This is a genomic window from Phyllobacterium ifriqiyense, from assembly GCF_030817885.1.
GTDB lineage: Bacteria > Pseudomonadota > Alphaproteobacteria > Rhizobiales > Rhizobiaceae > Phyllobacterium > Phyllobacterium ifriqiyense.
Map to the genome: position 1 here is coordinate 1,086,909 of NZ_JAUSZT010000002.1, position 13,444 is coordinate 1,100,352.

Consider the following 13,444-nt stretch of genomic DNA (forward strand, 5'->3'; position numbering starts at 1 on the left):
GAACTTATCCCAATTGAAACGCTGTTCGGCACACCGAAATTTTCGCGGGCGCAGATTTCTCCCGATGGCCGACTGGCAAGCGCTGCCGGATCGATAAGATTGAAATTTTTGGCGGTTTGCCGTTCCCAAACATCATCACGCCATATTCTAAACTCTTGGTTATGACCGAAGTCAGTTATAACCAAGAGTAATATTATGGATATCAACGTTGCTTTGAAAGCCTTCATCCGCACCGTCGAGAAGGGTTCGATTACTGCTGCGGCACGGGACCTCGGGGTAACGCAGCCGGCTGTTACAAAGCATATTTCGAACCTCGAACGGCACGTTCAAGCCAGGCTTCTGGAGCGCTCGTCGAAAATCGTTCGCCCGACAGCGCATGGGCTGGAATTATACGAGGCGAGCCGCATGGCGATCGCATCGATCGACGCCGCGCTGGAGGGCGTTCGCATCAACACGGGTGAGATTGAAGGCAATCTGAGAATTCACGCCCCATCTTGTATTGGTGTTGGCCATCTCGAGCGGATTGTTGGAGAGTTTCAGGATGAGTATTGCGGGATTTCCGTCGAATTAGCTCTCGACGAGCGCACAATCGATTTGGTCTATGATAACTTCGATTTGTCGCTTCATTACGGAAAAATCGAGGATCAGGAGGTCATCGTACGCCGCATCGGGTGGGTGGAGCGATTTCTCGTCGCGTCCCCTCGTTACCTGAAACAGGTGGGGGAGATTGAAGATAAACAACGGCTTTCGGAACTTGAAGTCATTGGTACCCCAAAGATGCTCGCTCAGCGCAGTACCATTTCCTTATTGGGACCTAGCGGGCGCGCTGAGGACGTTATCGTCAGGCCGATACTCACCACGAACAATGCGCATGTGATGATTGCAGCACTTTTACGTGGCCGGGGCGTCGGACTGGTGCAGAAGAACCTCGTATTGGATTTGTTGGCCAGCGGCGAACTTGTAAGGGTGCTGCCCGAATATTGGCTCCGATCTACCGAAGCTTTCCTTGCTTATCCGTCCACAAAGTTCATGCGACCGGTCGTTAGAGCATTTACGGACTTCGTCATGCCGCGCCTCAGAGCCATAGAAGGAATTTCCTCGGAGCAGCGGTAGCCGTCCCGGCATAACCAATGGTTATGAGGGCTATCACTCATGCAGATATGGAATAACAGGTCGGTGGGAGGATACTGTGCGATTCAGGCAATGTTTGCCAGGCGCAACCCGAAGGTCACTTTCCATAATGCAATATCGAAACAGTTTCATATCGCGCCGTAAGTTCATACTCGGTTCTCTGGCGGCGCCGGCCATACTCGGCGGATGCACAACAGTGCAGGAAAGGTCGGCGTCGAACTCGCCTCAGCCAATTACCGATCCAATGCCTTCACCGATCGAGCGGGAACTCGCTTCCCGATACGCTGCGTTTGAAGATGGCGGACATTTCGTTCCCGCAGTTCCTATTGAGCGAATGAACCCGGAATACCTCACGCAGCGCGTTGCCGACCCTACCGGCGAGGCGCCGGGAACTGTTGTCGTCGACACGCCAAGGCGATTTCTCTATCTGGTGGAAAACGGCGGAAGCGCGTTACGATACGGTGTCGGTATCGGGCGAGATGGATTTTCCTGGGAGGGCAACGGATATATCCACTGGCGTCAGCATTGGCCGCGATGGAAGCCCCCAAGCGAGATGATCGCGCGGCAACCCGAACTGGAAAAATACTCTGTAGCAAACGGAGGGATGGATCCTGGTCTCCATAACCCGCTAGGCGCTCGCGCCCTTTATATTTTCCAGAACGGAAAAGATACGCTATATCGTCTCCACGGCAATCCCGAATGGCAATCCATCGGCAAGGCTGTTTCATCCGGCTGCGTGCGCCTCATGAACCAGGACATCGTGGACCTTTATGAGCGCGTTCCGTTCCATGCGCCGATCGTCGTGCATCAGACGCCGATGGCCGTGTGATATTGAAACTAGCCTTCAGCTCCCGGTGCTACTATGCGGCGCTATGGATTGTCCGCTAGTAGTACTGCCGGGCAAGATCGGCGCAGATGTTTTCCGAAGGAAGCCATACATGAGGGAACGCTGCCAGGATGCCGTTTCTCAGCCATTGCTGCGCCGGATGCCCGTCATTGCGACGATGCCAGGACAGCACGAACGGGATTGGGTTCAGGGGGAGCGGAAAATCGAATACAGCGAGGCGCTCTGCAAAGCCTGAATGAGCAACGACGCTTTCGATGACGGTCGCAACCATGTCCGACGATGCAACCAGTGGCGGTGCCCCATGCATATGGGGAATGGTCATGGCCGACCGCCTGTTAAAATTCTTCGAGGCCAGCGCAGCATCCGCAACATCGAGGCCCTCATTGTCAGGCGCGACCAGGATATGTGTCAGAGATAGGAATGTCTCGGCATCGAACCGGCGGTCCAGTATCGGATGATCCTTCCGCAAGATACAGACGAACCGCTCCTGGAAAAGTCGGGCGCTAAGGATACGACTTGTGGGCGTCGGAGGAATTCCGACAGTCAGATCGACGCCGCCACTGTCGAGCATTGTAATCGCGTCATCGCGGCTGGCGTAATCCTTGACCTTGATATCGATGCCGGGGGCCTTGTCTTCAAGCAGCGACAGTAGGCGCGGCAACATGACGGAACCTGCATGGGCCGAAACGCCAATGGAAAAGGACATCGTTGACTTACCGGGATCAAAAACCTGAGTGAATTGCAATGTCCGCTGAATTTCCCGCAGCGCAAGCGAGATGGGTTCGGCAAGTTCCACCGCCCGAGGTGTAGGTTGAAGACCGTTCGGCCCGCGAACGAACAACTCGTCTCGCAGCAGAAACCGCAGTCTCGACAAGGCCGCGCTCATGGCCGGTTGGGTCCTGCCGATACGGCTTCCAGCGCGTGTCACATTACGCTCGGAATTAAGAGCATCAAAGGCAACAAGAAGATTGAGATCGATCCCATGTAAATTCATGGCATGGATCATTACGCACTTCCTTCATCGATCTCAAGCATGTTTCTGTTTCACCGCGAGTGTCCGTTTCCGTCATTCAGCAACCAACCCGGATATTCGACCGGAAGACGACTGACCGCATCGAGCTTCGCCATGTCATTATCATCCAGGTCAATCAATGCGGCCCGAATGTTTTCTTGCAATTGCTCGATGCGCTTGGCGCCAACGATGACAGTCGATACGACACTTTGCTTCAACAACCAGGCGAGTGCTATTTGTGCCGGACTGCAGCCGCGTTTCTTCGCGACAGCTTTCAGGACTGCGATCAGCGGCTCTCCCCGGATGCGGTCGATGGGTGGAAAATCCAGTTCTGTCTGCCGGCCAATGGCGGCATGACCGCCAGCGGAATATTTTCCGGTCAGATATCCGCCGGCGAGCGGACTCCAGACCATGAGGCCAACACGTTCCGAGGAAAGCAGCGGGCCGATCTCCCGCTCCAGATCGCGCCCGACCAGTGTGTAATACGCCTGCAGCGAGGTGATCGGTGCGAGGTTTCTGGCGCGTGTTATTCCGATCGCCTTCATGATCTGCCAAGCGGCCCAGTTCGACAGGCCGATGTAGCGGACGTCACCAGCCCGGACGAGCATGTCGAGCGCTTCCAACGATTCCTCTATCGGTGTCGCGGAATCGAATGCGTGGATCTGGTATAGATCAATGTGGTCCAGACCAAGTCGGCCGAGGCTTGACCGGCATTCGGAGATTATGTGCCCTCGCGAAGCGCCGCGGTGGTTTGGTCCATCGCCCATAGCGGAGGCGACTTTGGTGGCGATCACGACATCCCTGCGCGACACACCAAGGTTCTTCAGCGAGCGTCCGAGTATTTCTTCGCTGCGTCCGTGCGCATAGACATTTGCGGTATCGAACAGGTTTATGCCGGCGTCGAGAGCGGCCTTGACCAGTGCATCGGCATCCTCCTGTCCAAGTCTCCCTACTTTTCCCCATAAACCGTCAGTCCCGCCGAATGTCATGGCGCCGAAGCAAAATTCCGACACGAACAATCCGCTTTCACCGAGCTTGCGCATTTGCATGATGTTGTCCTTGCTTCCTATATCCCGAGTTCGGCAGATGCCGAGCCCTATGGTGTTCATGGCGTTGCTGTACCAAAATGTGATTGCAGAGGGACTCGGCATTCGTTGGCGGGCACCGAGCCCTTCCGCGACGACATATCAAATGATCTGCTGCCGCTCGCCCGTTCTTGCAGCAAGCTCGACTGCCGCGATCAAACGGCTGTTATGGCTGGCATGGTCGAACCCGGGAGTGGTGTACGTGCCGTTTGCGAGATCGCGTCCCAAGCACGCATAGACCTCCCCGACATTGATGGCGGCGCCTGACCAGAATTCGGCCGCGGTCGGGCCGACACCGTTGGCGACCGGCCTATCGGGCGCAGCGAATTCCAAGCTCGATGACAGTGAAATGTCGCCGACCTGTACGCCTGCCAGATGATTGCCGGTCAGCTTCAGCCAGCCCTTCGAACCACGGATCTCGAAAACAAAACTCGCCTCATCTACAGGGACGCCCGCCAGAATCTGCACGGATACAGGCGCCCCGCTTGCCGTCTTGGCGATCAGATCGAGATGATCGGGAATCTCTCGCTGTGAAGTCTCGCCTGTATCGACGATCTCGATCTCCGGCCAGAGCAACTCCGTGCGCGCATCAACCTCGACAATGTTGCCGAGCACAGCCTCGATGACGTCGAGCACGTGGCCTGCCGTGATCGTCATGAAGCTGGCGCCGGAAGCGGCCTTGTTGAAATAGTCGTACATACTCGGAGATTGCGGACCGTAGCCGAATGTGGTTGCGCCGACACGCGCGGACATCAGGCGACCAAGCTTTCCTGACGCGACCAGTCCCGCCGCACGTCGAACGGCAGGATTATGCCGGCCTTGCAGGCCGATCGCGGTATGTAAAGACCCGACTGCTGCAGCCATATCGTTTGTTTCCGTCAGCGTTGCGCCCAGAGGCGCCTCGCAATAGACGGCTTTACCCGCCTGCAAGGCGGCCATCACGAGATCCTTATGCGCGGGCACCTTCACGGCGACCGTGATGACGTCAATAGTCTCGTCGCTGATCATGGCGTAAGGATCGGCAAACCAGAGTTCTGCGCCGAATGCTTCGGCCGCCGCCTTGGCGCTTTCCTCGCGTCGGGTCGCGACAGCCGCCAGCGTCAGGTGAGGTTGTGACGCCAGGGCAGGCACGTGCGACGCGCCTGCCCAGCTTGCGTGAGTGTCTGCTCCGATAATACCCACACGGAATTTCTTATCCGCCATCTGTAATGCTCCAAATCACGTTGCGGAACGCGACCTCGCGCCCTGAGCGAGACGTAGCCGACCCTCGGTATTGCGATGAAATCGATAAATGGTATGCGTAAACATCCATGCCATGGATATTGCCTAGCGCGGCGGCAGCCATACCGCTGCCATAAGCAGTATTGCCCCGGCCGCCGCTATGGCAATCAAGACCAAGCGCACCTGCAACGGCACGGCCGGAGGATGCCAACGTATTCCTGTTTGCCGCTTGGCGCTGGCAGTCGCATCGTAAGGATATACATCTATGATGGGCGTTGGTTTCTCTCGGCGAATTTCCGCCAGCTTATGGCGGATACGAATTGCGAGGAGCACAGCCAGATAGGCCGCTGTTGTGAAAGCCAACACCGCTGCCGAGGGCGCCCATAGAATTGATTGCTCCAAAAAGGACGATGAAACTCAGGAGTTCTCGGCTGCCTTTCTGCAGTGCGCTCGTGATGCCGACACCAGTGCCGGCCAGAAAAAACATGGCCGCGAATGAGATCACTGCCTGGGACAGATAAAACTGTGGCAGATGCTCGAGGCTCGGGAAAGTCCCATGCTTCCTCAAGGAAAAAAAGCTGCGAACACGCTGCGTCAGTCTCATAATCGTACTCTCGTTGTTGGGTTGTCGGCATCAATCCGCAGCAGCGTAACGTAACTCCGGTGGCCTGGGGCGTTGCTGGTTTGGCAACATAGGGTTCGGGGTACCGGGACTTGTTGCGAGCCGCCTCTCGTTCAAAATAGCGACGCAACGTGGTGCACTACACGTTCGTTGACAGAGCGGACGGGTTTCACCTCTCAACTTTACGAGGGCAGCAAAGATGTTTCAAAGGTCCATCGACAGCATTACAACCACACCGCCTCTCGGCCCCGGTTTTGCGGGAGAGCGGCACAAGGCGGCCCTCGTCGTGGCGCCGGGAGATTTTCCCGCGACCGACCCATTCTTTCTGATGGCGGACGACCATGTGACGGGAGAGGGGCAATTCGGCGAGGCGCATCCTCATGCCGGCCTGGAGACGGTCACGTTCATGCTTCATGGCACCATGGAGGATGCCGGCGGACGCCTGGTCGAAGGCGACGTGGAGTGGATGACTGCCGGAAACGGCATTGTGCATTCAGAAAATGCCCAGGTCTCTGCAGGGATGCGTTTGTTTCAGCTATGGCTGGTTCTTCCCGAGCGGGAGCGCAACATGACGCCAAGGGTGCAGATCCTCAGACGGGACGAGATGCCAGTTCACCGCGGTGACGGCTTCGAGGCGACCATTTACAGTGGTTGTTCGGCGGGGATCGTCGCACCCGCGAAGAACGCCGTGCCGGTGACGCTGATCGATATCCGGCTTGAGGCAGGGGCCGAGTTCGAACAGGCACTTCCGTCATCATACAATGGCTTCGTCGTCGTCATCGCCGGCGAGATAGAGGCGGGCACCGGAGCGACGGTTCTCACCGTGGATCAAGTTGGCTGGACCAGTCCGCTCACGGCTGACCGCGATAGCGCCATGAGGCTGAAGGCAGGGAAAGACGGCGCGCGCGTCCTCTTGTATGCAGGTGAACCGCAAAAGATTAGCGTCGTGGCCCAGGGTCCATTTATCGCGGGCTCAAAAGACGAGCTTGCCGGCTACTACGCCGCATATCGACAGGGTAAATTCCCGAATGCCGGCACGATGCGACCTGTCTGATCCGCCTGTCCGGCGGTGTGAAGCCACCAAGGGTTTCATTATCAGCAACGCGACGTTCCGCAATTGCTCTCTTTTTCGAGCCGACGGCGTGGATATGTTCAGGAACAGCAGGACCGTAAACGGGTTGAGAAAACCAGCCACTTCACCGCCGTAACGCTCATCAACCAAAGGTCGAGCGGAGCGGATCGAGGTCTTTCAAACATGGATCGTAGTTGTTCCGTGAACGAGATCATTCGGCCTCAAGTATCGGAAAAGACAATGAGACATATCTGCAATTTTCAAAATGCTCTGATTGATATCAGCCAATGGAGGAAACGATGACCCAGGCAGCGACCGCAGCCGTACTGGAAGAGAAAAACGGCCCCTTCATTCTGCGTGAAGTGACGCTTGAGCGGCCACGTCCCGACGAAGTGCTCATCCGCATGGTTGCCACAGGCATTTGCGCGACGGATGCGCATGTCAGGCAACAGCTCATGCCGACGCCGCTCCCGGCGATCCTCGGCCATGAAGGCGCCGGCATCGTCGAACGTGTCGGATCTACCGTATCGCATCTCAAGCCCGGCGATCACGTGGTCCTTTCCTATCACTCCTGCGGACACTGCAAGCCCTGCATGGCTTCCCATGCAGCCTATTGCGACCATGTCTGGGAAACGAATTTTGCCGGAGCCAGGCTCGATGGAACGATTGGCGTTGCAGCGCCAGGCGGAGAAAGGCTTCATGCGCATTTCTTCGGCCAATCCTCATTCTCTACCTATGCGCTTGCTCACCAGCGCAACGCAGTCAAGGTGCCGGACGATATTCCCCTTGAACTGCTTGGGCCGCTCGGTTGCGGCTTCCAGACCGGCGCCGGCTCGGTTTTGAAAGCCCTGAAAGTGCCGGTCGGCGCCTCGATCGCAATCTTCGGAGTAGGGGCAGTAGGGCTTGCAGCAATCATGGCTGCCAAGGTTGCCGATGCGGCGACTATTATTGCCATCGATGTCAATGCGGAACGGCTCGAGCTCGCTTCCGATCTCGGCGCGACGCATTGCGTCAACCCGCGTGAGCAGACTGATGTTGCCTTGGCGATCAGGAATATCACCTCTCGTGGCGTCGAACACGTTCTCGACACCAGCGGCCGGAAGGAGAACCTTGATGCCGGCATCGGCGCACTTGCTCCGATGGGGAAGTTCGGTTTCGTCGCTTTCAACGACCATTCGGGCGCGGTTGTAGATGCATCCCGGCTAACCGTGGGGCAAAGCCTCATCGGGATTATCCAGGGCGATGCCATCTCCGGCCTAATGATTCCGGAACTGGTCCGCCTTTATCGAAACGGTCGTTTCCCCTTCGACAGGCTGCTTACCTTTTACAACTTCGCCAACATCAACGAGGCATTTGACGATGTCGCGGCAGGGCGCGTCATCAAGGCCGTTCTACGATTTCCCCCGCAAGCCGCTTAACCGCCCACTTTCTTTCGATATCCCAAACATTATGGAGGATTGATCACATGTGCGACCGACACCAGAAGCTGATCAGAGCGACCGACGAGCCTAACTTTTTCGGGATCGACCATTACGGCTTTCCGCAGGCCGGGGAACACCCCGCAGATCCGCCGGGATATTATCCTGAATATTTCTCTTCCGAACGCTTCCAGAGGCTCGGCTACCACGTGGAGGAGCTTCGCGGCGGATTCTACTGGGTCACCAGTGGCGGCTATGACGCGGCCTTCGTCGTGACCAGCGACGGTGTCGTCGCCATCGACGCACCGCCGACGATCGGCGAAAACATGCTGGCGGCGATCGAAGACGTCACGGACAAGCCGGTAACGCATGTGATCTACAGCCACTGGCATACGGATCACATCGGCGCCGCCTCGGTCTTCGGGCCGAATGTGGAAATCGTGGCGCACGAAATTACGAAAGACCTACTGGAGCGTTTTCCGGACCCCAACCGGCCAGTGCCGACCCTGACATTCGAAAAGGATCATCTGCTAGTCGTGGGCGGCGTCACGCTGGAACTGTCCTACAAGGGTGAAAACCACTGCCCCGGCAACATCTTTATTTATGCGCCGGCGCAAAAGGTGCTGACCGTCATCGATATCGTCAGCCCTGGCAGCGCCACCTTCATGCACTGCGACGCATCGCAGAATATCACTGGCTGGTACGAAGCCCAGAAACAGTTGATGGAGTATGACTTCGACTTCCTCGTGGCTGGCCATCACATGAAATACGGGACGCCGGAAACGGTCGCGGCTTCGATCGGATATTTTCAGGACGTTCTCGACGGAGCTCAGGCAGCCGTGGATCGCTTCAGCCGGTCAGACGCGCTCGTCAGCATCCTGGAGGGTGCCGGCTGGGACCAGGTGTTTTCCGGCACCGAGAACTGGATCAATTCGATGGCCAATTTTGCCACGAAATACGTTCTGGAAAAAAAGAGCAGCAACGGACAGCTCTGGTCAGAGCGGCTTGCCGGCGTGACAACCCAGACGAAATACCACGCCTATACCGTGCTGGAGTCCATCCGTCTGGAAAGGCCGCGGCCGAACTACCGCCTGCGCGGCGAAAATCCACCGCCGTTCCTGACCTGAGCCGGCACTACCCTCCAGCCCAATCCCTAAATTGAGAGGGCAGGGCCTCAACCGGCCATGCCCAAGCCTCTCATGAGAACAGGCTGGATGTCGCGCGGCTTAAGACCTCAATCACAATCTAAGGAGATACCATATGCCTGCAGTACTCGTTCACGGCGTTCCTGATACGCACCGCCTTTGGGATCGCGTTCGCGCCGAGCTCAAACGGACAGACATCATTGCCCTGTCCCTCCCAGGTTTTGATGCACCGATTTCCGACGGCTTCAGGTCAACCAAAGAAGAATACCTTGCGTGGCTGATCGAGCAAATCGAGGCTATTGGAGAACCAGTGGATCTGGTCGGTCACGACTGGGGATGCCTCTTGACGGCCCGCATCGCTTCGGTACGTCCCGATCTGGTTCGAACCTGGACTGGTATCAACGGCCCGCTCGACCCCGAATATAAGTGGCATTATCTGGCTGAAATCTGGCAGAAGCCAGGTGAGGGCGAAAAGTGGATGGCAGCTCTTGACGCCGCCGAGTTTGCTCGAAATCTCATCGACGCCGGGATGCCTCCCGAGGATGCTCATGAATCGGTAAGCCATATCGACGATCAAATGAAAGCAGGCATCCTAGCGCTCTATCGGTCCGCAATCAATGTTGGTGCTGAGTGGAAACCTGGACTGGCAAGCGTTCAGGCGCCAGCACTCGTCATCTGGGGTATCGACGACCCTTATCTACCGAACCGTTTTGCAGACCTTCTCGGAGAGGCAACCCGAGCCCGGGCCGTTGTCAAGCTACGTGCGACCCACTGGCCTTTACTGAACGTGCCAAGCGACGTGGCGCGGGATTTGGAAGCGCATTGGGCCACAGTTCGCTGAACGCCTGAAAAGAAATTTATGATCGATAACGATATCCGTCGTGACGTTCCTGACCATTACGCTGCGAGTGCGGCGTGATGGCATTCGATCCCCACCGAGAGGCCCGGCCGGCGCGCAATCCAGTCACCCTCATCCCGAGTCGGCCATCAGGCGACTGGACTCGATCCGGTGATCGTTCTTAGGAGAAGGCACGCATGACCAAAGAAGTAACATTGACCCGACGCGATTTGGTAATCGGCATCGCGGCACTGACCACAGCAGCAAGGAAAGCCGGATTTGACTCTTGGATTGACGTTGACACGGGGTTTCGGTGCTGCGTCGTTCCAGACGCGCTACCGTCTTATCGGCAATCACCGGGCGCGGGCCTTGGCCCTACGGCAAGGACGCGCGCGTTACTTTAGCGACCGAGTATGCCGATCTTCCAAAGTCTACCAGAACGTTCGCTCCCGCCGAAATTCGATTACTGGTGGCATGAACACCTCCATCAACTGCTCTGCACCAGCAAAGGCCAGCTGCAGAGCAGCTGGCCTTTGCTTTTCCTTGGTTGTTATCGCGGACACTTCACGTCCTCGTAGTCATCACCCCTATCTGCCTTGGGTCGCGTATTTTGCCGGAGGACCCAACCGCGGTCACGATCTGTGCAAAAAATAGCGAGCTGCGCGCGGAATGCCGCTCTGATGGAACGAGCATTATTGGAGTTGTTTTCTGAGACTTAGAACGGTTGGTCCTAAAGGTGCCGCGTCTTTAAAACCCCAGGGCGAGCATCGAACGTGAAGAGCGGCAATCGCATCAGACCTCACGTTCGAATTTTTCATACAGGAAGCTCACCAGCGCGCGCACTCTAGCGATGCCCGCGCGTGCTGGCGGCATCAATATGTGCAAATCTGCTCCCGCGTGACTATATCCCGGGACGAGGACTTCGAGATCGCCTCTGGCGAGCGACTCCTGAACCATGAAGACGGGCAGGACCACGATACCAAGTCCGCCGCGCGCGGCGGCAAGCATCATTTGACCATTGTCAGTGCGAAATTGTGAGTTCACGCGGACTTGTTCCCACCCATCCGGACCTTGAAAACGCCAGCTGACCGTATCAAAGGAGTAGAGTATGGCGTTATGAGCAGCCAGTTCAGCGGGCTTTGAGGGGCGCCCTCTGGCTTCCAGATAGGAAGGACTGGCGACGACAGCCCAGCGGACCTTTGCAAGTTTCCTCGTAATCAGCGCGGAATCGGGGATGCTTCCGATCCTTACCGCCAAGTCGTACGCCTCGGCGACAAGGTCCGGCTGACGGTCTTCAAAGCGGACATCGAAATGAATCCGGGGGTGGAGATGGGCGAACTCTGCCAGCAGCGGAGCGAGACAGAACTCTCCGAAAGCCACGGGAACCGAAACTCTAACCAGACCAGATGCTTCGGTCGTCGACCTCACAACCATCTCCTGCGCGGACTCTAACTCGGCCAACCCAGAAGCTGCTCGAACATGATACTCGCGGCCAACATCTGTGAGACTTGTTCCCTTTTGGGAACGTGTGAGGAGCGTTGCACCTAGAAAATTTTCCAGGCGACTGACGCGGCGACTGACGATCGACTTGGCGATCCCCAAACGGCTGGCCGCACCCCCGATACTACCAGTTTCGACCACCCGAATGAAGGAGATCAAATCCAAGATCTCAACAGACTCAGGTTCCGCCATTAGCAACCCCACACTCCGGTAATTGCGGGTATTGCAACACGGAGTGTGCAATATTGTCAAGTTTCCAATTTCGACCCGGCGCTCGCACTAACGTACTCCTGCAACATGAGAGGGCGCAGCTGAACGAACGAAACCGCAGAGGTTACAGTGCTTGGTGAAAATCACTCTCCACCGTCGCGCTAAGAGCACGAGCGGTATCCACTGCAGCAAATCAATGGCTACAAATCAACTGTGGCCCGTCATCATGGCCGGCTTTGGGAAAGGCAGGTTGACCCTCCGCTTGCGAGCTCTGCCGTAGCGGCCTCACCCCTCCGGATCGTATTAACGCTGCAAGGGCGTGTCGACGTCGTTCGTATTTCTGCAACAACGGGTTTCGCCTTGGTAGCCTATTGCACCGACGATCCAGGCCTCATGCTTGATACGACAGAAAACCAGGAGATTAAATTGGACCTTTCAACCGAAAATTCCGCTAGCCGCAGTATGATGGTGCAACTTCTTGCAAAACGTCGGACGCAGTATTCACTCGGCAAAAACATCGCGCTTCCTGACGAAGACGTCGATGCACTTATTCGCGAGGCGGTTCGCCTATCACCCTCAGCGTTTAATTCGCAAAGTTCGCGGGTTGTGATCCTGCACCGCGACGAAAATCAAATACTCTGGGACATTGTGAAGTCGGAGTTGAGTCATATCGTTGAAGGAGAGGCGAAGAAGCACTCCTTCAGAAAGATCGATAGCTTCGCAGCAGGAGCAGGTGCTGTTCTTTTCTTCGAGGACCGGAATGTGGTCAGGATCTTACAAGATCAGTGGCCACTATACGCTGATCACTTTCCAGATTGGTCCGAGCAAGCCTCTGGTATGGCTCAACTTTCGGTCTGGATGTCGCTCGCAGGCGTGGGAATTGGAGCCAGTCTTCAGCATTATAACCCGCTGATTGACGCAAAGATCAAAAGGCATTGGGACATACCTGAGACTTGGAGATTACGCGCACAGATGCCTTTCGGTTCCAACAAGGCGCCTTTTCCCGCAAAGACAATCATTTCCGATGATGATCGCTTTCGAAGCTTCTTTCGCTAGACCTATGGCTTCTCTAAACGGCAGTTTTACCGGCGCCGACGTCGCCCCGACGGACGCGGAACCTACTCGTAGTCTTGCGTCATTTTTTTGCCAAGGCTTCGAGAAGCAAGAAAGATTGTGCGGTGCAAGTTTGTGCGATGGTCAGATCCCCGGTGGGGAGCGCGGCTCGTGACCCGTCCCAACTGACATTTTACGGAGTAAAAAATCCAACACTGGCTGGACAAGCTGATCGATCTTGCTTCTCTTCGGGGCGACGAGAGTATTCTCAAGGATGCTCTTACACATCT

13 protein-coding genes are annotated in these 13,444 nt (G+C 56.6%); 8 read left to right on the top strand and 5 right to left on the bottom strand.

Going from position 1 to position 13,444, the window contains the following annotated elements; genetic code table 11:
- Nucleotides 1-195 precede the first annotated feature (195 nt).
- Together QFZ34_RS06815 and QFZ34_RS06820 are read left to right on the top strand one after the other, a co-directional pair.
- Nucleotides 196-1,113 carry a LysR family transcriptional regulator gene (locus QFZ34_RS06815; RefSeq protein WP_307278556.1) on the top strand — a complete coding sequence of 306 codons (918 nt, stop codon included), beginning with the start codon at nt 196-198 and terminating at the stop codon, nt 1,111-1,113.
- Between the two features lie 127 nt (nt 1,114-1,240).
- The gene (locus QFZ34_RS06820) at nt 1,241-1,960 is read left to right on the top strand and encodes a L,D-transpeptidase (protein WP_307278558.1); all 720 of its coding nucleotides are present in this window, start codon (nt 1,241-1,243) and stop codon (nt 1,958-1,960) included.
- Nucleotides 1,961-2,015: 55 nt separating this feature from the next.
- Here the strand turns inward: QFZ34_RS06820 and QFZ34_RS06825 are convergent, their stop codons facing one another.
- The 4 genes from QFZ34_RS06825 to QFZ34_RS06840 all read right to left on the bottom strand — a co-directional run bounded on the left by QFZ34_RS06825 (nt 2,016) and on the right by QFZ34_RS06840 (nt 5,659).
- Nucleotides 2,016-2,984 (bottom strand): LysR family transcriptional regulator, encoded by a 969-nt coding sequence (locus QFZ34_RS06825; protein WP_307278560.1) that lies wholly within the window; start codon nt 2,982-2,984, stop codon nt 2,016-2,018.
- Nucleotides 2,985-3,022: 38 nt separating this feature from the next.
- Nucleotides 3,023-4,039: an aldo/keto reductase gene (locus QFZ34_RS06830; protein WP_307278561.1), complete on the bottom strand. Its 1,017-nt coding sequence runs from the start codon at nt 4,037-4,039 to the stop codon at nt 3,023-3,025.
- 138 nt (nt 4,040-4,177) lie between these two features.
- Nucleotides 4,178-5,278: a Gfo/Idh/MocA family protein gene (locus tag QFZ34_RS06835; RefSeq protein ID WP_307278564.1), complete on the bottom strand. Its 1,101-nt coding sequence runs from the start codon at nt 5,276-5,278 to the stop codon at nt 4,178-4,180.
- Nucleotides 5,279-5,401: 123 nt separating this feature from the next.
- Nucleotides 5,402-5,659, bottom strand: coding sequence for a hypothetical protein (locus QFZ34_RS06840; protein WP_307278567.1), 258 nt, complete (start codon nt 5,657-5,659; stop codon nt 5,402-5,404).
- Between the two features lie 458 nt (nt 5,660-6,117).
- On the opposite strand from QFZ34_RS06840, the gene QFZ34_RS06845 reads away from it, so the two are divergent.
- The 5 genes from QFZ34_RS06845 (at nt 6,118) to QFZ34_RS06865 (ending at nt 10,795) form a co-directional block, all read left to right on the top strand.
- Nucleotides 6,118-6,972 (top strand): pirin family protein, encoded by an 855-nt coding sequence (locus QFZ34_RS06845; RefSeq protein ID WP_307278570.1) that lies wholly within the window; start codon nt 6,118-6,120, stop codon nt 6,970-6,972.
- A gap of 317 nt (nt 6,973-7,289) precedes the next feature.
- Nucleotides 7,290-8,408, top strand: a complete 1,119-nt coding sequence (locus tag QFZ34_RS06850; RefSeq protein WP_307278572.1) for an NAD(P)-dependent alcohol dehydrogenase — start codon at nt 7,290-7,292, stop codon at nt 8,406-8,408.
- Nucleotides 8,409-8,455: 47 nt separating this feature from the next.
- On the top strand, nt 8,456-9,535 hold the full coding sequence (locus QFZ34_RS06855) for an MBL fold metallo-hydrolase (protein ID WP_307278575.1): 1,080 nt from the start codon (nt 8,456-8,458) through the stop codon (nt 9,533-9,535).
- 133 nt (nt 9,536-9,668) lie between these two features.
- Nucleotides 9,669-10,394, top strand: coding sequence for an alpha/beta fold hydrolase (locus QFZ34_RS06860; protein WP_307278578.1), 726 nt, complete (start codon nt 9,669-9,671; stop codon nt 10,392-10,394).
- A 194-nt stretch (nt 10,395-10,588) separates the two neighbouring features.
- A complete protein-coding gene (locus tag QFZ34_RS06865) occupies nt 10,589-10,795 on the top strand; it encodes a hypothetical protein (RefSeq protein WP_307278580.1) in 207 nt (68 codons plus the stop codon).
- Between the two features lie 388 nt (nt 10,796-11,183).
- On the opposite strand, the gene QFZ34_RS06870 is transcribed toward QFZ34_RS06865, so the two are convergent.
- Nucleotides 11,184-12,083, bottom strand: coding sequence for a LysR family transcriptional regulator (locus QFZ34_RS06870; protein WP_307278583.1), 900 nt, complete (start codon nt 12,081-12,083; stop codon nt 11,184-11,186).
- A 480-nt stretch (nt 12,084-12,563) separates the two neighbouring features.
- Between QFZ34_RS06870 and QFZ34_RS06875 the strand changes: the two genes are divergently transcribed.
- Entirely contained in the window at nt 12,564-13,157 is a 594-nt protein-coding gene (locus QFZ34_RS06875; RefSeq protein WP_307279024.1) for a nitroreductase family protein, read from the top strand.
- Nucleotides 13,158-13,444 lie beyond the last annotated feature (287 nt).